The 21,921-nt window shown below is 70.1% G+C and carries 18 protein-coding genes; 11 read left to right on the top strand and 7 right to left on the bottom strand.

Going from position 1 to position 21,921, the window contains the following annotated elements:
* Positions 1-4 precede the first annotated feature (4 nt).
* Both KY572_RS19760 and KY572_RS19755 read left to right on the top strand, forming a co-directional pair.
* The gene (locus KY572_RS19760; RefSeq protein ID WP_224244446.1) at positions 5-253 is read left to right on the top strand and encodes a hypothetical protein; all 249 of its coding nucleotides are present in this window, start codon (positions 5-7) and stop codon (positions 251-253) included.
* Between the two features lie 58 nt (positions 254-311).
* A complete protein-coding gene (locus KY572_RS19755) occupies positions 312-935 on the top strand; it encodes a hypothetical protein (protein ID WP_224244445.1) in 624 nt (207 codons plus the stop codon).
* A 6-nt stretch (positions 936-941) separates the two neighbouring features.
* Here the strand turns inward: KY572_RS19755 and KY572_RS19750 are convergent, their stop codons facing one another.
* The 3 genes from KY572_RS19750 to KY572_RS19740 form a co-directional block, all read right to left on the bottom strand.
* Positions 942-1,271, bottom strand: coding sequence for a hypothetical protein (locus KY572_RS19750; RefSeq protein WP_224244444.1), 330 nt, complete (start codon positions 1,269-1,271; stop codon positions 942-944).
* 81 nt (positions 1,272-1,352) lie between these two features.
* Positions 1,353-1,901 carry an ester cyclase gene (locus KY572_RS19745; protein WP_224244443.1) on the bottom strand — a complete coding sequence of 183 codons (549 nt, stop codon included), beginning with the start codon at positions 1,899-1,901 and terminating at the stop codon, positions 1,353-1,355.
* Positions 1,902-1,968: 67 nt separating this feature from the next.
* Positions 1,969-4,308 (bottom strand): acyl-CoA dehydrogenase family protein, encoded by a 2,340-nt coding sequence (locus KY572_RS19740; RefSeq protein ID WP_224244442.1) that lies wholly within the window; start codon positions 4,306-4,308, stop codon positions 1,969-1,971.
* Positions 4,309-4,461: 153 nt separating this feature from the next.
* Between KY572_RS19740 and KY572_RS19735 the strand changes: the two genes are divergently transcribed.
* Positions 4,462-5,724 carry a phospholipase D-like domain-containing protein gene (locus KY572_RS19735; protein ID WP_224244441.1) on the top strand — a complete coding sequence of 421 codons (1,263 nt, stop codon included), beginning with the start codon at positions 4,462-4,464 and terminating at the stop codon, positions 5,722-5,724.
* A gap of 7 nt (positions 5,725-5,731) precedes the next feature.
* Here KY572_RS19735 and KY572_RS19730 read toward each other — a convergent pair whose 3' ends face one another.
* Both KY572_RS19730 and KY572_RS19725 read right to left on the bottom strand, forming a co-directional pair.
* Positions 5,732-6,421: an endonuclease III domain-containing protein gene (locus KY572_RS19730; protein ID WP_224244440.1), complete on the bottom strand. Its 690-nt coding sequence runs from the start codon at positions 6,419-6,421 to the stop codon at positions 5,732-5,734.
* A gap of 224 nt (positions 6,422-6,645) precedes the next feature.
* On the bottom strand, positions 6,646-7,152 hold the full coding sequence (locus KY572_RS19725) for a GNAT family N-acetyltransferase (protein WP_224244439.1): 507 nt from the start codon (positions 7,150-7,152) through the stop codon (positions 6,646-6,648).
* Between the two features lie 213 nt (positions 7,153-7,365).
* On the opposite strand from KY572_RS19725, the gene argC reads away from it, so the two are divergent.
* Both argC and argB read left to right on the top strand, forming a co-directional pair.
* A complete protein-coding gene (argC, locus tag KY572_RS19720) occupies positions 7,366-8,430 on the top strand; it encodes an N-acetyl-gamma-glutamyl-phosphate reductase (protein ID WP_224244438.1) in 1,065 nt (354 codons plus the stop codon).
* Complete coding sequence (argB, locus tag KY572_RS19715; protein ID WP_224244437.1) at positions 8,427-9,275, top strand: acetylglutamate kinase; 849 nt, start codon at positions 8,427-8,429, stop codon at positions 9,273-9,275. The genes argC and argB overlap by 4 nt, the downstream gene beginning before the upstream one ends.
* A gap of 15 nt (positions 9,276-9,290) precedes the next feature.
* Here the strand turns inward: argB and KY572_RS19710 are convergent, their stop codons facing one another.
* Complete coding sequence (locus tag KY572_RS19710; protein ID WP_224244436.1) at positions 9,291-10,019, bottom strand: hypothetical protein; 729 nt, start codon at positions 10,017-10,019, stop codon at positions 9,291-9,293.
* Positions 10,020-10,035: 16 nt separating this feature from the next.
* Positions 10,036-10,896, bottom strand: coding sequence for a hypothetical protein (locus tag KY572_RS19705; RefSeq protein WP_224244435.1), 861 nt, complete (start codon positions 10,894-10,896; stop codon positions 10,036-10,038).
* 620 nt (positions 10,897-11,516) lie between these two features.
* Between KY572_RS19705 and KY572_RS19700 the strand changes: the two genes are divergently transcribed.
* The 6 genes from KY572_RS19700 to KY572_RS19675 all read left to right on the top strand — a co-directional run bounded on the left by KY572_RS19700 (position 11,517) and on the right by KY572_RS19675 (position 21,911).
* The gene (locus KY572_RS19700; protein WP_224244434.1) at positions 11,517-12,446 is read left to right on the top strand and encodes a M23 family metallopeptidase; all 930 of its coding nucleotides are present in this window, start codon (positions 11,517-11,519) and stop codon (positions 12,444-12,446) included.
* A 108-nt stretch (positions 12,447-12,554) separates the two neighbouring features.
* Complete coding sequence (locus tag KY572_RS19695) at positions 12,555-13,061, top strand: pilus assembly FimT family protein (RefSeq protein WP_224244433.1); 507 nt, start codon at positions 12,555-12,557, stop codon at positions 13,059-13,061.
* On the top strand, positions 13,058-13,456 hold the full coding sequence (locus tag KY572_RS19690; protein ID WP_224244432.1) for a type IV pilus modification PilV family protein: 399 nt from the start codon (positions 13,058-13,060) through the stop codon (positions 13,454-13,456). The genes KY572_RS19695 and KY572_RS19690 overlap by 4 nt, the downstream gene beginning before the upstream one ends.
* Positions 13,450-14,505, top strand: coding sequence for a PilW family protein (locus KY572_RS19685; protein ID WP_224244431.1), 1,056 nt, complete (start codon positions 13,450-13,452; stop codon positions 14,503-14,505). Before KY572_RS19690 ends, KY572_RS19685 begins: the two co-directional genes overlap by 7 nt.
* A gap of 8 nt (positions 14,506-14,513) precedes the next feature.
* Positions 14,514-16,340, top strand: a complete 1,827-nt coding sequence (locus KY572_RS19680) for a hypothetical protein (protein WP_224244430.1) — start codon at positions 14,514-14,516, stop codon at positions 16,338-16,340.
* A gap of 213 nt (positions 16,341-16,553) precedes the next feature.
* Positions 16,554-21,911, top strand: a complete 5,358-nt coding sequence (locus tag KY572_RS19675) for a hypothetical protein (RefSeq protein ID WP_224244429.1) — start codon at positions 16,554-16,556, stop codon at positions 21,909-21,911.
* The last annotated feature ends 10 nt before the right edge of the window (positions 21,912-21,921 follow it).

Here is a 21,921-nt window from a genome sequence, read left to right as displayed (position 1 = left end):
TGGAGTGGAAGGCAGTACGGCGTTGATTGTCGTGGGTCTGGTGGTGTTCGTGGTCGTCCTGGGGCTCGTTCTCCGGGGAACGGAGGCCCAGCGGCTGCGGCGTGCGTGGTTCCGCAACACGCCCCTGCCCCGGATGCAGGCCGAGGAGTCGCTCGCCCGACACGTCATGGCCCTGAAGGAGCGGTTCCCCGGCCGGACCGAGGCCTGGTACCTGAGGAAGATCCTCGCGGAGCTGCAGAGGGATCGGCGCTGAGCTAGCCTCTGTGCGTCTCGGCCCACCTCCATGGGTCCTGAGCAGGAGGCTGTCGCACATGGAGAACCTCGACTCGCGGATGGAGCGATTGGAGCGTGGCTACCGGCGGATGCAGGGCCTCGCCTTCGCCGCGATGGCCCTGGCGGGCGTGGGTCTGGGCGCGGCCGTCCTCAAGGAAGAGGGGCCGGGCGGCGCACTGGTGGTCTCCCGGCTGACGCTGGCGGATGCGCAGGGCCGCACGCGGGCCACGCTCTCCGCCGATGTGGATGGGACAGCGGGCCTGGTGATCAGTGATGCCTCGGGCCACCCGCGGGCCCTGCTCGGCGTCGCCCAGGACGGCTCGCCGAAGCTGCGCTTCGCCACCGCCGAAGGGAGCACCCTCGCGGAGCTCACCGTGTACTCGAACGAGGCCCCGCGTCTGGCCTTCGCGAAGAACGGTGGGGCGGAGTTCTTCGCCGTGGGACTGTTCGCCGACGGCTCGTCCCGGCTGGAGCTGGCCGATGAGGACGGTCGGCCTCGCGCCATTCTGGGCGCGGACGAGCACGGCTCGCCAGGGCTGCTGCTCGTGGACCGGCTGGGGCAGCCCAAGGCGACGCTGCGGGTGTCTCCGTCCAACAGCGCCAGCCTGGTCCTGGAGGGACACGACGGAGAGGTGTTCCGCGCGCCCTCCAGCGTTCAGTGACGGAGGCTACTGCTCCAGCGCCGTGACGCGTCGCTCCAGGGCATCCACGCGCGTATTCAGTCCCTCATGGTTTCCACCGAGCGATGGCAGCTCGGCGAGCATCGTCGCGATGCGCTTGACGTAGCCGAGGATCTGCCCGTTCGAGGCCTCGAGCTTGTCCATCCGCTCTTCGAGCCTATCCATCCGGACCTCGAGCCTATCCATCCGGACTTCGAGCCTCTCTATTCGGCTCTCGAGTCTGCTCACCCTGCCCTTGAGATCTTGAACCTCGAGGTCGAGCCGCTGAACCGCTTGAACCAGCTGCACCACCACCTCTCCACCCATTGCTGTCGCCATCGGCGCCCTCCACATGTCCTTTCGTCATCCGCCATTCTACGGCGGATGAGGCGGACCCTACCAGAGGGGTCTGACAGGGGCTCAGGACGCAGGAGGTGGGGTCGGTGCAGGCGTGGTGGGCGCCGGAGGAGGCACCGGCGGAAGGAGCTTGAAGCCCTGCTGGAGCAGGAAGCCCAGCTGGTCCGTGATGTCCCAGGACTCCACGAGCTTCGCCCCCTGCATCCGGACGAGCGAGTGCCCATGGAGCGTCAGCTGCTTCGGCTTCCCCGTCTCGTCCATCGCCTTCGTGTCCGAGCCCGTCGCCTTCCAGTGGATGAGCACCAGGTCGTCCTCGGCCACCAGGTGCTGGATGTCGAAGTGGAAGTCGGGGAGCGCGGAGAGGATCTGCTGCGCCTGCTTGCTCACGAACTCCGGCCCCTTGGCCTCGTGCGTGGCTCCGGGCGAGTGGTCCACGAACTCCGGCGCCACATAGAGAGGAGTGCGCTCGAACAGGCGCTGGTTGTAGATCTCCTCGATGAAGGCGCGAGCCGCCCGCTTGTTCTCCTGCTCCGCGGCGAGATCGCGAGCCCCGGAGGTGGTGGCACAGCCCGTCAACAGCGTGAGTGTCAGCAGCAGTGGGAGTCGATTCATGGGGCCGGAGTGTGCCACCGGCCCCGACTCACGTCAGCCGCTCCCACGCGTCACGCCGCGCTCCGTCTCAGGGGGACGGATGGCCCAGGCCGATCGGCGCCGCCAGGCAGGAGTCCGGAATCCCGAAGGCCCGCGTCAGCGCCACCGCGTCAGGCCGCAGCTCCGCGCACAGCCGCGTCACCTCCTTGCGGATGGCCTTGGCCTTCGAAGCCTCGATGTGGTCGTTCTCCAGGAACCAGGCGCTCGCATCCAGCAGGCAGCCCAGGCCGTACAGGTCGCACAGCTTGCCGAGCACGGCCTTCACGGCGGGATCCACCACCTGCTCCACGCCCGCGAGGAACTGCTCCAGCACCACGCGCTCCACGTGGGCGTGCGCCAGCGCCTGCAGGTGGTCCTGCACCTGGATGAAGGCCTGGAACGAGTCCACCCCCGTGCCCATCCGCTTGCGCAGTCGCCGCGCGGCCGAGGCCAGCAGGTCCGACTCCCGGAAGCGCAGCGCGCGCAGCTGGAAGTCCCCGTCCCGCAGGTGCTCGCTGCCCGTGCGGCGGGACTGGAAGGGGTTGCGGTCCGTCAGCGCTCCCGAGGCCCGGTCGACGATGAGCTTCATCACCGTGAAGACGCGGTCATCCTCGAATTGCTGCCGGTAGCCCGTGAGCAGGCTCTTGGCGACGAGCTGCATCAGCACCGTGTTGTCGCCCTCGAAGGTGGTGAACACGTCCGTGTCCGCCTTCAGCGAGGGCAGCCGGTTGGCCACCAGGTAGCCCTGGCCGCCACAGGCCTCGCGGGCCACCTGCAGCGTGCGTGTCGTGTGCCACGTGGCATACGCCTTGAGGCCCGCCGCCAGGGCCTCCACCTCCATCGCGTCCTCCTCCTTGCGCCCCACGTAGCGCTTCACCAGGTACTTGAGCGCGAAGTCCAGCGCGTACGTCGTCGCCAGCGGTCGCAGCAGCCGGAGCTGGTGGGTCTGGTAGTCCATCAGCCGGGTCTCAGGCGCTCCCGCTGGACCGAACTGCCGGCGCTCGTCCCCGTAGGAGATGGCGATGGCCAGCCCGCTCTTGGAGGCGCTCAGGCCCGCGCAGGCCACGCTCACCCGGCCCGCCACCAGCGTGCCCAGCATGGTGAAGAAGCGCCGGGAGGCGCTGGTGATGGAGCTGGTGTACTCGCCCTCCGGGCTCACCTGCGCGAAGCGGTCCAGCAGGTTCTCCCGGGGCACGCGCACCCGGTCGAACCACAGCCGCCCGTTGTCCACGCCGTTGAGCCCCATCTTCACGCCGCAGTCCTCCACGCGGACGCCGGGGTGCAGCCGTCCATCCTCGTCCCGAAGGGGCACCAGCAGCGCGTGGACGCCGTGGCTCTCGCCCTCCACCTCGAGCTGAGCGAACACCGTGGCCATCCGCGCGTGCTGCGCCGCGTTGCCAATCCACTCCTTGCGCGCCGACTCCGAGGGGGTGTGCACCACGAACTCGCCATGCTCCGTGTCGTAGCGGGCCACCGTCTCCACGTCCCGCACGTTGGAGCCGTGCCCCAGCTCGCTCATCGCGAAGCAGCCGGGCAGCTCCAGCGAGGTCATCTTCGGCAGCACGTCGCGGTGGTGTCGCTCCGTGCCCAGGAAGTAGATGCTCCCGCCGAACAGTCCGAAGTTCACCCCCACCTTCACCGTGAGGCTCAGGTCGAAGAAGGCCAGCGTCTCGAAGGCGGCGATGAACGCGCCCAGGTCCACCTTCGTCAGGTCGTCCGGGTAGGCCAGCTTCCCCAGCCCCCGCGCCGCCAGCTGCTGCAGCCAGGAGAACACGTGCTCCCGATAGGTGGAGGTGTTGCGCTCGTCCACGTAGCGGAAGGAGGGAGCGGACAGCCACTCGCGCACGCGGGCGCGCTCGGCGGGGTAGGTGCGCTCCAGCACGGCGCGCAGCGCGTCCACGCTGAAGGAAGGCGCAGGGCCCGTGGTGTCCGCGGCGCGGGGCGTGGAAGGCACCAGGGTGCGGACGGCCTCGGCCCCCGAGAGGCCCAGCGCGGTCTCGAGCGGTGCCAGGGCTCGCGCCAGCTCCGCCATGGAGGTGGGCAGGGAACCCTTGCCGCCGAGCACCTCGGCCAGCTGCGCTCCCAGCTCCGCCAGGCTCTGCTGTTCGCTGGACTCCAGGCGCTCGGCGGTGCGGCGGATGTGCTCACGCAGCTGCGCCAGGGCTCGGGGCGTGGGCGGTGAGAGTGGATCCAGCCAGCGGGCCAGCACGGCGCTGGAGCGCAGATCCAGCCACGGCTGGGCGCGGGCCGCGGCCCCCATGGCGCGGATCTCCTCGTGAGTCAGCTCTCCGTCCGTCCAGGCCATGTAGAGCAGGGGGACGAGGGGGGCCAGGCGCGGAAGGGACAGCAGCTCCTGGGGGGAAGGGCCCTGCGATTCATCGACAGCCATGGATGTCTCTCCGGAGAGCAGGCGGACAGGCACAGTTCGCCACGGCGGGCCGCTCGGAGCAATGGTGGGTTGCAGCGTCGCCGAGCCGACAGGTAGGACAGTTGCCCAGACTGGCCGTGACACCGTGCGTCCCTAGCTTGGCAGGGCATGGACATGGACGTGACGGATGGGGTGCTCCCGCAGCCGGGAGCACATGGTTGGGATGAGAAGGATGGCCAGCGCCATGAGATGAAGGGGCCGTTCCACCTGCCCCCCGGGCCGGAGGCCTTCTCCTTCGTGCTCTACCAGTCCACGGGCGTGTGCCTGGATGACGGGCACCGGGTGGAGCTGCTGGAGAACAGCACGGTGTTCGACCGGATGCTGGAGGACATCCAAAAGGCGCGCGAGAGCGTGCACATCCTCGTGTACATCTGGCGGCCGTGCGAGCTGTCCGACCGCTTCGTGGAGGCCCTGCGGGAGCGCGTGCGCGCGGGCGTGAGCTGCCGCGTGCTGGTGGATCCGGTCGGCAGCGAGGAGGTCTCCGGCGAGAAGGACTTCGACCAGAAGATCGAGCGCCGGCTCGTCGAGGCCGGGGTGGAGGTGCACTACTACCGGCCGCTGGCGGGCAAGGTGCTGGGGCGGCTGCTGGCGCGCAACCACCAGAAGCTCGTCATCGTGGACGGGCGCATCGGCTACACGGGGGGCTTCGGTATCTGGAAGGTGTGGGAGGGAGACGGCCGCGCGCCGGAGAACTGGCGCGACACCCACGTGCGCGTGGAGGGCCCGGCCGTGTGCCGCATGCAGCTCACGTTCTCCCGCTCGTGGCAGGAGTCGGGCGGCAGCCTGCTGCACCCCCGGGATCTGCCTGGTGCCCGCCACGTGGGGCCGGTGCGCGCCGGGTTCGTGGACAGCATCGGCAAGCTGGGGATGACGGACGCCGAGCGGATGGTGCGCATCGTCATCGCCGCGGCGCGCAAGCGGCTGTGGATCGCCAACGCGTACTTCACCCCGCCCAACGCCGTGCTCGAGCAGCTCGTCCACAAGGTGCATGAGGGCGTGGATATCCGGGTGCTGGCACCGGGCCCCATCCATGACGTGCCCATCGTGCGCGCCTCGCAGCGCTCCACCTACGAGAAGCTGCTGAAGGCCGGGGTGCGCATCTGGGAGTACCAGCCGTCCATGATGCACGCGAAGACGCTGCTGGTGGACGACTGGCTCAGCGTGGTGGGCTCCACCAACCTGGACGCGCTGTCGCTCAACAAGCTGAGCGAGGGCTCCCTCGTGCTGGACGATCGGGAGTTCGCCGGCAAGCTGGCGCGGTGCTGGGAGCGCGATCTCGAGTGCTCGCGGGAGATCACCCTCGAGGCGGGAGGACGGACCAACCCCTGGAGACGGCTGGCACGGCGAGCCACCCAGCTCATGGGGCGGGACCGGTGAGGGGAGCTCAGCGGGGATTCATGACGCCGACCTGACGGCACATGGACAGCACGGGGCACGTCGAGCACTTCGGCCGTGTCCCCGTGCAGACGTGCTTGCCGAAGGGCACCAGCAGCCGGTTGAGCTCCACCCAGTAGGCCCGGGGGAGCCGCGCCTCCAGCGCCGCCAGCGTCTGCTCGGGAGTCCGCGCCTGGACGTAGCCCCAGCGGTTCGTCACCCGGTGCACGTGGATGTCCACGCTGATGGCCTGGTGCCCGCAAGCGATGCCCAGCGCCAGGTGGGCGCACTTCGGGCCCACGCCCTTGAAGGACTGGAGCACCCGCGCGTCGCAGGGGAGCTGCCCGTGGAACTCCTTCACCGTGCGCACCGCGATGGCGTGGATCTGCCGGGCCTTGGGCTCGGGGAACGTCACCAGACGGATGAGGGCTTCGATCTCCGGGATCGCGAGCTGGCTCATGGCCTCTGGTGTGCGCGCCCGCTGGAGCAGCGCCAGCGAGGTGGGCAGGCTCACCTCATCCCGAGTCCGGATGGACAGGATGCACGCGACGAGCTGCTCGAACAGCGTGGTGTGCCCCTGGGCCGCCAGCGCGAACATCGCCGCGTCCGCGAAGCTCCGGACGGCCTCCCGGATGCGCTCCAGCACCCGGTCGATGTCAAAGGGCTCCTTCTCCGTTGCGGTGCTCTCGGTCGGACCCATGGAACCTCCGGACCCAAGCTAGCAGGTTGGGTGGAGGCCAGGTGACTCATGAAGTCGGGTCGCGCCGGGCAGATGTGATATCTCCTCTCCCACTCAAGATGGGGATGGGGGGGCAGGAGCAGGGAGGGATGCCCGAGCAGCAGGGGAGGGAGGAGGCCCTCGGTCCGAGCCCTCGAAGTTCCTGCTCGTCAACCGCGGGTTCAGCTGGATCCAGGAGGGCCCGTTCAAGCGCTGAGCGCGGAGCTCAGGTCCAGCGTGTAGAAGCGGTTGCAGCCGAAGTGGCCGGTCCTCCCCATGGCCTGGGGAATCCGCCCGAAGCCCAGCCGCTCGTACAGCTTCTGCGCCTGGCTCATGCCCGTGAGCGTCTCCAGGTAGCAGAGCTGGTAGCCCGCCTCCTTCGCGAACGCCAGGCAGCGCCTGAGCAGCTTCTCGCCCACGCCGTGGCCTCGGGCCTCCTTCAGGAAGTACATCTTCCGCAGCTCGCACACCGACGGGTCTCCACCCGCCAGCGGCGCGATGCCGGCGCCCCCCACCACCCGGCCGTCATGCTCCACCACGAAGTACCCGTGCCTGGGGCGTGAGTAGGACGCGCTCATCGTGTCCACCTCCGCGTCGTGGATGGCGAAGCCCGGGCCGCTGGCTCCGAACTCCGGCATCACGGCGCGGATGATGGCGGCCACGGCCGCGTCGTCTCTCGACTCGATGGGGCGCAGGATCCACTCAGAACTCATGGGCTTTACCGTTCCACAGCCCTCGGCCGATGGCCAGTGTCGTGTGGACTCTCCGCGTCATGCCGGGCCTCACCCCCGGTGGCATGGCGCGTTTCGAGTAGTCAACGGTATGCCTGCCCACCAGGAGGGAAGGGCGAGCGGGGCTCGTGCGGGGTGGATTCGTGCGCGGCAAGCCCCTATACACCGCTCGGAACCTTCCAGGAGTCCTTGCACATGGCCAACAAGGTCAAGGCAGTCCTCATCGGTGGCACGGGCTACGGCGGCGCGGAGATCCTTCGCCGGCTCCTCTTCCACCCGAACGTCGAGGTCACCCGCATCACGGCGGTGGACAACATCGGCAAGAAGGTGGGCGAGGTCCACCTCAACCTCGCGGGCCTGACGGACCTCACCTTCCAGCAGCTCGCTCCGGCCGAGGCCGTCGCTGGCGCGGACGTGGTCTTCCTGGCCATGCCCCACAAGACGACCGCGCAGGTGGTGATGGAGATCCTCTCCTCGGGCGTGCGCATCGTCGACCTGTCCGGCGACTTCCGCCTGCGCGACCCCGCCGCCTACGCGAAATACTACGGCGTGGCCCACCCGGCGCCCCAGCACCTCACCGACGGCACCTTCGTCTACGGCATGCCGGAGCTGAACCGCGAGGCCATCCGCAAGGCTCGCTACATCGCCAGCCCGGGCTGCTTCGCCACCACCATCGCCCTGGGCCTGCTGCCGCTCGCCCGGGGCGGCAAGCTCCGAGGCCCCGTCCACACCGTGGCGGCCACGGGCTCGTCGGGCAGCGGCGCCAACCCGCAGATCACCACCCACCACCCGCTGCGCGCCAGCAACCTGCGCACCTACAAGCCGCTCGAGCACCAGCACATCCCGGAGATCCTCCAGACGCTGCGCGCGGCTGGTGGCTCGCAGGACCTGTCGCTGGAGTTCGTGCCGGTCTCCGCGCCGCTGCCTCGCGGCATCTTCTCCACCTCGTTCGCGGACGTGCCCGCCTCCACCACCCAGGAGGAGCTGGATGCGCTCTGGAAGGAGACCTACGGCAAGGAGCCGTTCATCCGCGTCATCGGTGGCGGGCGGCAGCCGGAGGTGGTCGGTGTTGCTGGCAGCAACTACGTGGAGGTCGGCTTCTCGCTGGGCCCCGTCACGGGGGACACCCGCCGCGTGGTCTGCTTCTCCACCCTGGACAACCTGGTCAAGGGCGGCGCGGGCCAGGCCATCCAGAGCTTCAACGTCATGATGGGCTTCGACGAGCGCACCACGCTCGCCGAGCCGGGGCTGTGGCCGTGAGCGGGCTGGCGGCATTCAAGGGCCGCTGGTTCGTGGTGAAGATCGGCGGCGAGCTGGCCTCCGACAAGCCGAAGCTGGCCGCCAGTGTCGGCGCCGCCGTGCGCGCCTTCCTGGACGCCGGGGTGCGCGTCGCCGTCATTCATGGCGGTGGGCCTCAGGCCACGGAGCTCACGCAGAAGCTGGGGCTGACGCCGAAGATGGTGGGCGGGCGGCGCGTCACCGACGAGGCCACCCTGGAGGTGATGAAGATGACGCTCGCGGGCCAGGTGTCCGTGGACGTCGCCGCGGCGTTCCGCATCGCGGGCGTGCCGGCGGTGTGCACCACGGGCGTGTCCGCGGGGCTCATCGACGCGCGCAAGCGGCCGGCCAAGGTCATCACGGGCGCGGGGCCGGACCCCATCGATCTGGGGCTGGTGGGCGATGTCACCGGGGTGAACACCGAGCTCTTCGAGAAGCTGTCGGATGCGGGGCTGGTGCCGGTGCTGGGCTCGTTGTCCGGGGATGCGCAGGGCAACGTGTTCAACATCAACGCGGACACGGTGGCCACGCGCGTGGCCGCGAAGCTCAAGGCCGCCAAGCTGTTCCTGGTGTCCAACGTGCCCGGCGTGCTGGCCAACAAGGACGATCCGTCCACCCGGCTGCCCACGCTGACGCCCGCGGAGGCCAAGGCGAAGATCGCCTCCGGCGTCATCCAGGGTGGGATGATTCCGAAGGTGGAAGAGAGCCTCGCCATGCTGGAGGAGGGCATCGAGGCCATCCACATCGTCGGCATCTCGCCCGCGAACGCATTGTCGGGCGAGGCGGAGAAGGCCGGGAGCTTCGGCACCGCGTTCCTGCGCGGGTAGTCCTCTGGGCCCGCGTCAGAAGTGCTCGCGGGCCTGGGCCAGGGTGTACTCCTTCTGGGTGGGGAGGACAGGGCCTGTCTTCTCCACCAGCCAGGCCGATGCGCCCTCTGGGAGGTAGAAATCCTCCTCGAAGGGGTGAAGGCCCAGGTGCCGCAGATACTCCTTGAGCATGTCGAGGGTGAACCGGTCCCGGACCTTGCGAGCCTGGTATCGCTCCAGGTTCTCGAAGGGGAAGGGTTCGCCGGACTGGCCAAAGACCCAGTGGCCACCATCGTTGGAGGCGTAGAGGGTGCGGAGCTGGTTGAGCCAGTCGGTTCGATTCGGGCCGTACAGCTCGAACATCACGGCACCGTAGCGTCCCTTGTCCTTGCGGAGCGTGTGAGGCACCGCGACCACGCGCATGCCTCGGCAGCCCAGCGTTCTGGCCATATAGGACATGGGGCTCGCGGCATCGGTTCCCTGCCAGCTGTTATCGACGTAGGCCGTCCAGGAACTGTGTGTCGGAATGAAGAGGTCCCGTCGCGGCTCGGGGGTGGTCAGGGGCAGAAGGGCGGAGAGAGCTTGCTCCAGGGGACCCGAGACGGAGTGCACCTGAACGGTGATGCCACGAGACGCCATCAGGCCGCTCTGCCACGAGGCGAAGGCTCGGGCGGCATGCTCCGCACGGGTCTCCAGGAAACCCATTTCCGAGGTGACCGGCGCCCAGCGGTCCTCCAGGAGCAGCCCCTTCATGGTCTCGGTCATCAGGGAGCCTCGTGCTTCAGGGCACGATCAGAAGGATGATCACCGCGCTCGGGTCATTGGAGGTGATGCGCGACTGGTGTGCGGGGCCACGGCCTGACGTAGGCGAGTCGTACTCCACATGGTAGCGGCGGCCCTTATAGTCGAATTGCAGATCCGGTCGATTGATTCCTACCCGCTGGCTCTTGTCCACCGTGACTTGCTGTTGATTCACGCGGATGTTCCTTGCGCCCAGGGTCTGCAGGTACTGGATGTCCACCTGGAGCTGCGCATTCTGGGCAGGGCTGGGCCCAATGGGTCGTTGGCTCGGCAGCTGCCGGGGCACCGAGGGATGGACCGCGACATCTCGAGGAAGGCGTGCCCCAGGTGGCACCTGCGGCGTCGGGTTGTTGCCGGTGAGCGCCTGGACCAGCCCCGGAGATGGCGCGGGTTGGGTAGGTGTCGGAGCGGGCGCCATTGACGCAGGGCGGAGTGCTGGCTCCGAGCCCACGCGCACCACGCGGGTGAAGACGCCCTGCAGAACCCTGACCCCCGTGAGGTTCACCAACAGGACCTTCAGCTCGCGCTGGACTGTTTCCGTCAGGTGCCTGCGTACCTCGAGCATCGTTCGGGCAATGCGAGGCGTCGTGGCCGGGGAGAAGAGGGTGGGCACGATGAGCGCGCCGCCCGCTCCGCGGTACCAGGCATACCGCGCGTGTCTTGCCTCGGAGGCACTGGCTGCGATGTCGGCCAGCGCCGCGCCCCGATTCGGGTACAGGGAGACATTGAGCGGCTCGGCGCTCATGAGCCCCAGGTCGACTTGCGACTCCGGGACGAGGACGGGCAGCGGCAGTCCCTCGCAGTAGAGGAGATAGCCGCCCGCGGTGATGCCAAAGCCCACGGCCGTTACTCGCAGATCGACGAAATCTCGATGCGCACGTGGGTCGGCTGTTCCTTCAGAGACCTGAGGCAATCGGACGCCGCTGCGGCGCAGCTCCTCTGTCCGCTGAGGTGTGGGAGCCTCGAGGTCAACCTCGACAACCTGCTGTCCAGCGCTGACCGTCGAAGGAAAGTCCTGAAGGACGACAGGACGGAGCTGCCTATATTGCTCGGGCCCTCTGAAGGGTGGGGTTGCAGCGCACCCCGTGAGCAGCCACAGGAGCACAAGTCTGCTCAACCCATGCAGCCAGTGGGTGATGGGGTGCATGGAGGCAACGATGCCGGTCCGGAGTGGAGGCCTGAAGGACGTGAGAGGTTGATCGGCGGCTCGTGAGGTGGCCGAGCAAGCTCCTTCCTCTGAATGGGGGAAGGAGCCGTGGGAATGAGCCATTCCCTGCCCGCGTTCGCGGGTTCCCCGTGTCAGCCCGTTTCCCTTCGTCGCTCGTGCCTCTACTCGCCGCGTGCGTGCTCGCACTCGCGGTGGGGGCGTGTCAGCCGCCTGCAGACTTCCGGAGACGTGCGCCAGCCAGTGACTCGAGCCCCGCTGAGCCCTTCTCGTTCCACTCCCGACCGTCCACCCCCGTGGTGACGCCGGATCTCGATGAGGCTCAGGCACTGAGCTGGGCTGCACGGACCGCGCTCCAGACGCTTCCCGAGGAGGCGCGGCGACGCATCCTGGAGCCGTGGCTCTCGCCCCCTCCCGCTCCAGTGCTGGCGATCATCTTCCCGCCCGGTGGAGGCGTGGAGCTCGCCCCCGAGCCGCTGACCATGCCTCGCCGGGAGGTCGATCTGCTCAACGTGATGCGGGAGCTGCGTGCCCAGCACGGCACGCCCGTGCTGGCGCTCTCGGCCTTCTTCCTCGGTCCCGAGTCCATGGAGCGCGCGAGGAAGCGCCTGCGGCTCGCCCCCGAGCGCATCACCCCCAACGCGCTCTCACGTGTGCTGCGGCGGCGCGAGAAGCCCCTTCTGCGCCAGGTGCGTGAAGCGGAGCGATGGGCCAGGCTCTACGCGCTCGGGTGGCCCGTCGACAGGTCCTGGCGCGTGACGTCTCGCTTCGGCCAGCGCATCCATCCCATACTGGGCATCCTCTCCGAGCATCGCGGCATCGACATCGCCGTGCCCGTGGGGACCGAGGTGCGCGCGCCCGCCGACGGTGTCGTCACCCGGGTGCTCGAGAGTCCAGTCAACGGGCAGTGGATCGAGATCGATCATGGCCTCGGGATGCGCACTCACTACTGCCACCTGTCGCTCGTGGAGGTGAAGCGCGGGCAGCAGGTGAAAGCGGGCGAGCTCGTGGCTCGCTCGGGTGACACGGGGCGTGTCACAGGGCCTCACCTTCATTACCAGGTGAAGCTACCGGACGGGCACGTGGACCCGTTGGGGAGTCGCGCTCCCGTGGACCTCATCGCCGCGCCCTGGGTACTCGAGCCCGAGCCGCTGGCCATCCTTCCGCCGCCTCCGCCGAGTCCCTCCTCCTCCACGGGGAACTCGCACGCATCCGTGGCGCCGTAACCCGTGACTCTGTGCGTCGGTGAGACCCTCCAAGGGCTGCCCTGGGTGGAGCCGGCCAGGGGAGGGGAGGTGTCCTCGGAGGCGCGTTCATGGTCTGCTAGGGGGTGGATGCGTGGGTTCACCCTCATGGAGCTGATGGTCACCGTGGCGCTGCTCGCATTGATGAGCGCCATGACGGCCATCGGCCTGCAGCCGCTTCAAGCGCGCTTCCGCCTCCGCAAGGCCACTGATGCCACCGCCCAGGTCCTCGTCCGGGCCCGCCAGCGGGCCGTCGAGACCGGCCGCTGCCACCACGTGGAGGTGCTCGCGGACGGCGTCCCCGTGAAGGCGGGTGTCCCCGGCAATGCGCTGAGGATCAGCCGCCGGCGGGATGTGGACTGCGAGTCTCCCGCGGATCCGCTCGCCCTCATCGAGGTGGAGCGCGTCACCCTCCCCGACCGCATGCAAGTACTCCAGGAGAAGGACGGCCCGCTCGTGTTCCGCTCCACCGGGCGGACCTGGGACAACGTTCCCTGGCGTCTCCAGGTCGGCGATCCGGAGTTCCAGCGGCTCGTCGTGGCCGCGGCGAACGGGCCCGTGTGCACGTCCGAGCCCGCGGAGGAGCCCTGCCCGTGAGGCGCTGGGGCTCCAAGCGGAGCAGGGCGGGGCACCTGCTCGTCGAGGCGCTTGCGGGCGGGGTGCTGCTGTCGCTCACCATCGCCGCGCTCGCGTCCGGGGAGGTGGCCTCGCGCCGGCTCCTCTCGCGCGGCATCGACGAGCTGGAGATGGAGCGCGCCGCCACCGAGCGGCTCGAGTTCCTGCGCGCCCAGCCCTCGAGCTCTCCTGCGTGGACGGGGCCTTCTGGTGGCGTCGTTCCGGGACACCCGGAGTGGGCCTGGACCATCACCCCCGAGTTCGTGGAGGACCACGACGTCCGGATGGGCTTTCCCTCCTTCCACTACCGGCGCGCGAAGGTCACCATCACCGCGGGAGATGGGCGCAAGGTGGTGAGGGAGGCGCTGCGATGGTAGCCCGCGCCTCCGCTCGCGCACGGCGGGGCTTCACGCTCATCGAAGTCATCGTCGCCAGCGGCATGGGGGTGATCATCCTCGCGGCGCTCATGGGCTACCTGGTGCACCGCGCGCGCATGGATCAGCAGGAGGCGCAGCTCGGGCGGCTCAAGCAGGACGCGAGCCTGGTGCTCGGGCTGCTCAGCCGGGAGCTGCGACAGGCCGGGCTGGGGCGGCCCACCCGGGCCCGGCGCGATGGAGACGGCGAGCTCTATCCCGGGCCGCTGATCGCCGCGACCGAGAGCTCCATCGCCTTCGTGGCGGACCTGCCCCGGCCGGATGCGAGCCTCAACGGCGTCTCCGGCTTCGCCGCCAACCAGGGAGCCCCTCCGCTGCCCGATCGCGCGGTGGCCCTGGTCAACGAGCTGACCGGCGGTTGTGACGTGGACAGCTCCTCGCCCACGGCCTGCCGCACCGATGAGGCGTCGCTGCTGCTCACGCCCTCTGGAGAGGACTGTCTCACCTCGCCTCGGTCCGCGCCCACCTGTCCCTGGGGGCTGAAGAAGTACCAGCCGGGCGAATGGCTGGTGGTGGTGGACGGCGTCGGCCGCTGGCTGGAGCGCCAGGTGTCCCCGAACCTCTTCGCGAGCTCCAGCAGCCGCAACGCCCTGGAGCTCGACGCGCGGCTGCCCTTGGACTTCTTCGAGGTGCCCAACCGGGGTTGGGTGGCGTCCCTGGACCGCGTCTTCTATCGGCTCCAGGGGGAGACCGTGGAGCGCAAGCAGTGCTGGGGCTCCGCGGGAACCACCGCTACCGTCAGCGGGTTCTCCAGCCCCTGCGGCTCGACGACGGAGGGGACGACTTGGGAGCCGTTGCTGCGCTCCGCCAGCCGGAGGGGGCTGGCCTTCCGCTACTTCGACGCGCAGGGCTCCGAGCTCACGGCGCTGCCCCTGTCCACCGAGGATCTCCGGCGCGTGCGACGGGTGGAGGTGCTGCTGCGGCTGAGCGCGCCCGCTTCCGGAGAGACCGTGACGTATGACACCTTCACCTCCGTCGCGCTGAGGCACTAGGAGCCACCGTGCCGCCCTCCTCCTCGCGCCACTCCCGGGGCTACATCCTGCTCGCCGTGCTGCTGCTCCTGGCGGCCCTGGTGCTGCTGGTGGCCATTGCCCAGCAGCGCGCGGGAGACGAGAGCACCACCGCGAACCTCGAGCGCAGCGAGGCCCAGGCGCGGGCGCTCGCCGAGGCGGGCCTGGAGCGCACGCGCGCGTACCTGGCCGGGCTGCTGGAGCGCGATGTGGATCTCGATCGAGCTCTGGACCCAGGCTTCGACACCGACTGCCTCCGGCTGCCCGTGCTCGAGGGCATCACCTCGGATGATCACCTGCCGCCCTTCGCCGACGGCAAGCGCGTGGTGGCCTCCTCCAGCGGCAAGGCCTACCTGCGCGTGCCCATGGATGACAACGCGGACGGGGCGTACTTCGTGCGCATCGACGACAACGATGACGATGCGCAGGACTCCGCCACCCTCACTCCCGCCACCCAGAACAACATCCTGGGCAACTGTCTGGAGGGGCCCACCCTGGGCCCGCTGCGAGACAACCCGGTGCGGGACCGGGATGGGATGGTCTGGGTCACCGTCACGGGTGTGCACCCCGGGACGAGCCTCGAGGGCAACGCCGCGCGTGCCACGCTGAGGGTTCTCGTGGGGCCGGGCGAGCCGGCGGGCATCATCGCGGGCGGCACGGTGCGGATGCTGGGGGCCTCGCACGTCTGTGGACGGTTCGGCGACGTGGTGGCGACGGGCTCCATCGAGGGCGGTTGTCTCTGCGGCACGGCCTGCTCCTCGGGGCCCCCCTGGAACGCGTGCGTGCAGAGTGAGCCCTGCATCGCGCAGAGCGGGGGGACTCTATGCACGGCCAGGACGGGGCGTGTCATCGGAGGAGACGCGTGCTCCGCTGGCGTCTCCGTGCCCTCTCCGCCGCGTGTGTCCGCGTGGGACGTCACCAACGCTCCGCAGAACTGCGTGGGCGCCCCCTGCCTGCCTTTCTACTACCTGCGGATGGACGAGAAGGCCTCGCCGCCTCAGGCGCGGCTGTACGGGTGGAGCTACGCCGCCTGCCAGTCTCCCCGCTCGGCGCCACGCATCTGCACCCCTTCGGAGTGCGCGTCGTGCTGGGTGTCGTTGGAGGCCAACCCGACCAAGAAGCCGCTGGACATCCACGTGTCGGATGGGGACCTCGGGCTCCGAGGGCCGACGCCCTCGCTGACCATCGTCGCCGACAAGGCGCCCCGGATCTGGCGCGCGGATGGGGTCACGGGCTTCACGACGGGTGGGATGGGCTGCGACGTGAATGACACGACCCTCTATCCGGACGCCTCCGGGCTGGGCCGCAGGGAGGTGCCCAAGGTCACGTTCGAGTACCTGCCGACCGGCTCGTCCTCGAGGCTCCCGCGCGGCATCTGGCTCGTGGAAGGCAATGTCCGCTTCCGCCAGGTCGACACGCCGGACTGCGGGACGCTCAGCGGCGAGCCGGGCTACCGCGCGAGCATCATCGCCACCGGCAACATCATCCACGAGGCGGGCCCGCTCTCGTTCCTCCCCGCGAGCCCCAAGGGCTTCGTGCTGCTCGCGGGCAGGGACTTCTCGGTGCGCGGCGGCAGCTCGCGCATCCACACCTGTGGCACCAGCGCGGTGGTGATGGTGCACGAGCAGGCCGAGTTGCGGGGCGACTCGCACCTGGAGGCGCAGATGGTGGCGGAGAACGCGTCCACCTGCTCCGAAGAGCTGGACGGAGATGCCATCCAGATGGGGGGCACCGCGACCGTGTCCGTCCCCCAGTTCCCGCCGCTGCCCGTCGGACCCCCCGTGCGCGTGCGGCTCCTCTCCGAGTCCACCCACTGACGGCCCACCGGCGACGGGTGTGCACCCCCCTGCACACGGCGACTGTGCACCGCGTCGTGCTGGTTCCACATTCGCGGCCTGGTAACGCCCAAGTGCCCGAGACTGCTGGACCTTCCGGGTGGCACAGCTGTTGTTAGGGGAGGGGGCATGTATTGCCCTCGATGCCAGCAGGAGCGTCTCGGCGGTCGCCAGTGCATCCTCTGTGGGAGCGCGATGACGACGCGGGCCCGGGAGGTGCTGGAGGCGGAGCTCGCTCATGTGCACTTCCTCCTCCATGAGCTGACGCGCTGGGACACCGGTGAAGTTCCCAGCGGCGCGCGGCGGTACATCTCCGAGCGCTACGAGCGACAGGCCCGGGTGCTGCTCTCCGTGCTGACCGAGGCTCCCGCGCAGGCCACCGTGTTCGAGGAAGCCGGTCCGGTGGAGGCGGTGGCTTCGGTGGCTCCGCCGACCGTGGAGGCGCAGCCGCTCGTGTTGGAGAGCACGGCTCCCGAGCAGCCCATGCTCTTCGTGCCTGTGCCCGAGCCCGAGCCTGAGCCTGAGCCCGAGCCCGAGGCGTTGCCCGCGCAGCCCGAGCCGCTCCCCGAGCCAGAGGAGCTGCTGCCTCCGGTGACGACCGAGCCCCTCTTCGACGTGCCGGCCGTGCGGAGCGTCGCCGCTCGCGTGGTCGAGGAGTCCTCCACCTGGGACCGCCTCTGGCGGCCGTTCCTCTACGAGAGCATCGCCTGGTTCCTGGGCGCCTTCCTCATCCTCGCGGGCACCCTGTACTTCGTCTTCGAGAGCTGGGGAGGGATGAACTCGCTCTCGCGCTCGCTCGTCGTCTTCGGGATGACCGCCTTCTACTCGGTGGGCTTCTCCGCCTGGGGCGCCTTCCTGGCGCGACGGCAGGAGCTGCGCAACGCCGGGCGCATCCTCGGCATCATCGGCTCGGCGGTCGCGCCGCTGGCAGGGCTGGCGCTCGGGCCCATGGGAGGGATGTTCCCGCTCGGCTCGGAGCTGCAGCTCCCGGGCGTTCAGCCCGTGCTCCTCGTGCCGCTGCTGCTGGGTTGGTCCGCCCTCGCCGCCGTGATGGTGCGACGGCCAGCGGATGCTCTCGATGCGCCTTCGCGGCCGCTCATCCAGGCAGGCATGGTGGGCGCCACGCTGATGATGGGGCTGGCGCCGCTCGCGGCGAAGGCTGGCGCTCCGGCCCTGTGGCTCAACGCGCTGCCCTGCGCGCTCTTCTTCCTGCTCTCGCGTCGAGCCACTCCGGAGCCTCGGAGTGGCGCGGCGTTCGCCTTCGCGCTCGGTGCGCCGCTGTATCTCCTGGCGCTCTTCTCGATCCGCCTGCATGTGGCGCTCGTGGCGGGTGGAACTCCTCCCGCGGTGGGCACCTATGCTCCGTTCATCGCCTTCCTGCTCGCCACGTGCCTGGCCTTCCGTGAGACTCGGGAGGAGCAGGCGGCGGACCCGCTCGCCATCTGCGTGGCGGCGCTCCAGGTGGGCTGCCTCGTCCTGGCTGGCACGGGGGCGGCTCCGGCCTTCTTCGCGACCTCGGCCGTCTTCACGTGGACGATGTACCGGCTGTCGCTTGGCACCCTCCCGAGGCTGCGCTGGCTCTATCCCGCGTACTTCGGAGCGTACCTGGCCTATGGCTCCAGCAGCCAGCTCATCCCGGGCTTCATCAACGCGCTCATCGTCTCCATCAAGACGAAGCTCGGCTATGCGTCCACCGAGCCCCTGCCGTTCCAGTTCGGCGCGCTGACCGCGCTGCCCTTCATCCTCGTAGGTGTCGCGCTGGCGGCGCGGCTGATGGCTCGTGCCGAGCGGAGCGGGGAGGCGCGGGCGTCGGGCATCGCCGAGGTGCTGCTGCGCTCCACTGCCGCGGCCAGCGTCCTCTTCGTCGTGCTGGCGCACCTGGGCCCTGACTCCCGTCCGGTGCTCTGGAGTGCGCTGGCGCTGGGCCTCATCTGCGTCGCCAGTGGTCTGTGGTTCGAGCGCGTCTACCTCTCGTTCGTGGGAGCGATCGTCACGCTGGCCCTGCCGTTTGCCGCCCATGAGCTCCTGGGCTCGGCGGCGGCGGCCGTTGCCTGTGGCGCGGCGGCGCTGGTGTACGCGGTCCTGGCCAGCCTGTGCTCCCGGACCACGCGGCACATCTTCAGCGGAGCGGTGGCGGGGCTCGCCCTGGCGGGCTTCGTCATGGGCCTCACCTCGGAGCCCGGTGCCATGCGCGTCGTGGGCATCGCGCTCTCGGGCGCGGCGGCGCTCCTGGCGAGCTGGGCCCTGGCGGATCCTCGGCTCATTGCCCTGGGGGGATTCGTCCTCGCCGCTGCGCTGCCCAAGCTGGTGATGGCCTATGCGCCGATGCACCGCGGGACGGTGGAAGGCGCGTCCCCGGCGCTGGCGGTCGCGGCGCTGGCCCTCGCCATCCTGGGTGAGCGCAAGGGACTGCTGCGGCTGCTCGGAGTGCCGGGCATCCTGTATGCCTTCCTGGCCGTGGGCGTGGCGGTGGTGATGCAGACGCCCGTGCTCGGCTTCATCCTCCTGGCCTCCGCGGCGGCGGTGGCCATCGCCTCGCGCAGCTTCCCGTTCATGCGGCCCTTCGCGGTGTGCCTCGCGGGGCTGGCGCTCCTGCCTCGCATTCCCGGCACCCTGGTGCCGTGGGGCTGGATGACGCCGCAGCTGTCCATGGGGTTGATCATCCTCTGGGCCCTGGGGACTTCGATCGTCGCTGCCCGCTGGAGGAGGAGCGCGAGCACCACCACCGCGGGCTTCGTGGCCCTGATCGCCGCTGTCGTGCCAGCGGTCGTGGCGAAGCCCTTGGGCTCCTCGAGCTCGGCCTTGCTGCTGGGGGCGGGGCTCGCTTCACTGCTCACGGTCCGCGCGCTGCACCCCTCGCTCAGCATCATCATCGCCGCGGTCTATGCCTGCATGGGGCTCGCGTCGTCCCCGGTGGCGATGCTGGGACTCGCCGCCGCGCTGAGCGTCATCGCCCTGCTGGAGGAGCAGCCCTCCGTGGCGTCCATGCTGGCAGGGGGGCGCCGCTTCGCGCTCGCGGCGACGCTGTCGTCGGCGCTCATCCTCGGCGTCTGCCTGGTGCTCTGGTGGAACAAGCCCGGGGAGCTGCTGCTGCTGGGGACGCTGGTGCTGCCCCTGCTGTGGACTCGCGCCACCCGGCAGCCGTTCTTCCTGGCGCTCGGGGGGCTGTTCACCGTGGGCGCTGTGCTCTGCACGAATAGCGTGCAGTCCTTCGTTCCTGGGTTGCCGGTGCTCGCGCTCCTGATCGTCCGCGCCGTGGAGCACCTGCCCGCCGCACGTTCGCTGTTGCTGGGCCCTGATGCCGGGGAGAAGCGCGCCCTCGCGCTCTCCGAGTGGATGCAGGGTGCGCTGGTCCTGGTGGGACTGGGAATGGTGTCCGTGGGTGATTCCGCCCTCAACGTGAGCGCGCTCGCGGTGGCGCTCGCGCTGATGCCGGGGCGGCGGCCCTGGATGCGGGTGGGCTTCGCGGCGCTGCTGCTCGCCTTCGTTCCCGAGGCTCGGCCCGTGGCCACCGTGGTGCTGCTGGCGCTGGGCGTGCTCGAGTATCACCGACAGTCCGCGCTGGCCGCGTTCTTCCGCGGCGCGCCGGATCCGGCACTGCGTCCCCTGGTCACGCTGGGGGCGCTCAGCCTCACCCTCGTGTCCGCGCTCATCTCTCCCACTCCAGGCGCCATGGCTGGTGTGGCTGGAGTGCTCGCCCTGGCGGCGTTCCTCCTCTCCATGCGCTGGCTGCTCACCGGGGCGGTGCTCGCCCTGGCCGCCACGTCGCTGGGCAGGACGGAGACCTTCGCGTTCCTGGAGGCGCGGCCGCTGGCGGCGGTCACGTTCGCCGGGGTGGCGCTCGTCGCCGCGCTCGTGTCCGCGCTGTGCCAGTCCGGTCGCGTGCAGCGGGCGCTCTCGGCCGCGGCGGCGAAGGTGCTCCCGAGCCTCGAGGAGACCTGGAGCGAGCCTTTCTGGGCAGGCGGTGCCCTCTCGCTGGCGGGCCTGCTGGCGTACGTTCTGATCGACCGTGGTCCGGGGGAGTTGCCGATGGTGGTCGCGGTGCCCGCCGGCCTGGCCACGCTCGTGCTCCTGGTGACGCGCGAGCAGTGGATGGCCTACGTCGGCATCGCGCTGCTGGGAGGCGTGCTCCTCTCCGTGGCACCTCCCGAGTGGCTGCCCGTGGTCGTGGGAGGCACGGGGCTCGTCCTGTGCCTCGCGGGCACGGTGCTGGAGGAGCGTGAGGTGGGCGTGGGCCATGCGCTGCACCACGGCGGGTGGATGCTCTCGCTCCTGGCGCTCGCCGGCTTGCAGAGCGTGAGGCACCTGAGCACTCCGCTGAGCTTCGCGCTGGCCACCGGGGCCGCGTGGGCCGTCGTGCACCGGCGCCGCGAGCGCGAGGTGGTGGGCTGGCTGGCCTCGCTCGTGGCCGCCCATGTGCTGGTCGTGTACCTGGGCGCGGTGTTCTCCCGCGGCCACGGCAAGGAGTTCATCCTGCCCCACCTGGGTGCCGTCACCGCGCTGCTCGCCACCCTGGCGCTGTCCTGGGCGGGAGAGAAGGTGCGCCGGGGCGTGGGGCACCTGTTCGCCGCCGTGGCACTGCTCGAGGTGCTCATGGGCCTGCTGCTCGTGGACGGCACGCGCGGCGCGCTGCGCGAGGCGCTCGTGGCTGGCGCGGGCCTCACCGTGCTGCTGGTGGCGCTGGTCCGCCGCGCGGCTCGGGAACAGGACGAGCTCTTCGCGTACCTGGCGCAGGCGACCGTCGCGCTGGGCTACCTCTGCGTCCGGCTGCTGGGCATGGGCAGTGGGACCCTGAGTGGGGCGGACAGTCTCGTGGCCCTCGTGGGGGGCGCGTTCTTCTCGGGCCTCTATGTCTTCGTGCTGCGCGAGGGCTCGGGGCTCCCGGCCTTCCGCCGGCCCGCGCTGCTGGGCGCCTTCCTCTTCCCGCTGGCGGGCCTGCTCACCGCGCCCTGGGGGGAGCCGCTGTACGCCGCCGCCCTGCTCGTGGGCCACGCCGCGCACTTCGCCGCGCTCGCCGCGCACCCGTCTCGCCGGAGCGTGGCTTCCCTGGCCTCGGTCGTGGCCTTCAACGCCGCCCTGTTCGTCGTCTGGTCGGGCACCGGCGCTGGAGAGCCGCAGTATTACGTCATCCCCGCGGGCCTCTCGCTGCTGGTGCTGCTGCGCGCCTTCCGGGACTCGCTGGCGCCGGAGACCGCCGCCCGGCTGCGTGCCCTCGCGGTGACGATCATCTACGTCGCCGGAGCGTGGAAGCCGCTGATGTTCAGCGACGCCGGGGGAATGGTGCTCTGCGTGGTCATCTGCCTGGTGGGAGTCGCGGTGGGCATCGCGCTGCGCATCCGCTCCTACGTGTATCTGGGCAGTGCGTTCCTGGTGACGTGCATCATCGCCAACCTGGCGCGCTTCGGGATGAGGGACCATCGGATTGGCGCCGCGTTCCTCACGCTGCTGGGGCTGCTGGTGGTGGGCTTCATGGTGCTGCTCAGCGCTCACCGTGAGCGACTGCTCACCCGATACGCGCGGGTGCGCTCGCTGCTGGCCACGTGGGAGGGGTGATGCGCTCAGT

Source organism: Hyalangium gracile (genome assembly GCF_020103725.1).
Classification (GTDB): domain Bacteria; phylum Myxococcota; class Myxococcia; order Myxococcales; family Myxococcaceae; genus Hyalangium; species Hyalangium gracile.
Note: the sequence above shows the minus strand (reverse complement) of the source record. Positions and strands in the feature narration are given on the sequence as shown.

What these genes read in the sequence shown, in the direction of transcription:
- KY572_RS19745 (WP_224244443.1), bottom strand. Translation starts at nt 1,901, where the DNA reads ATGAATCGACTCCCACTGCTGCTGACACTCACGCTGTTGACGGGCTGT.
- argC (WP_224244438.1), top strand. Translation starts at nt 7,366, where the DNA reads ATGGCCAACAAGGTCAAGGCAGTCCTCATCGGTGGCACGGGCTACGGC.
- KY572_RS19735 (WP_224244441.1), top strand. Translation starts at nt 4,462, where the DNA reads ATGGACGTGACGGATGGGGTGCTCCCGCAGCCGGGAGCACATGGTTGG.
- KY572_RS19675 (WP_224244429.1), top strand. Translation starts at nt 16,554, where the DNA reads ATGACGACGCGGGCCCGGGAGGTGCTGGAGGCGGAGCTCGCTCATGTG.
- KY572_RS19685 (WP_224244431.1), top strand. Translation starts at nt 13,450, where the DNA reads ATGGTAGCCCGCGCCTCCGCTCGCGCACGGCGGGGCTTCACGCTCATC.
- KY572_RS19730 (WP_224244440.1), bottom strand. Translation starts at nt 6,421, where the DNA reads ATGGGTCCGACCGAGAGCACCGCAACGGAGAAGGAGCCCTTTGACATC.
- KY572_RS19695 (WP_224244433.1), top strand. Translation starts at nt 12,555, where the DNA reads ATGCGTGGGTTCACCCTCATGGAGCTGATGGTCACCGTGGCGCTGCTC.
- KY572_RS19725 (WP_224244439.1), bottom strand. Translation starts at nt 7,152, where the DNA reads ATGAGTTCTGAGTGGATCCTGCGCCCCATCGAGTCGAGAGACGACGCG.
- KY572_RS19755 (WP_224244445.1), top strand. Translation starts at nt 312, where the DNA reads ATGGAGAACCTCGACTCGCGGATGGAGCGATTGGAGCGTGGCTACCGG.
- KY572_RS19750 (WP_224244444.1), bottom strand. Translation starts at nt 1,271, where the DNA reads ATGGCGACAGCAATGGGTGGAGAGGTGGTGGTGCAGCTGGTTCAAGCG.
- KY572_RS19710 (WP_224244436.1), bottom strand. Translation starts at nt 10,019, where the DNA reads ATGACCGAGACCATGAAGGGGCTGCTCCTGGAGGACCGCTGGGCGCCG.
- KY572_RS19740 (WP_224244442.1), bottom strand. Translation starts at nt 4,308, where the DNA reads ATGGCTGTCGATGAATCGCAGGGCCCTTCCCCCCAGGAGCTGCTGTCC.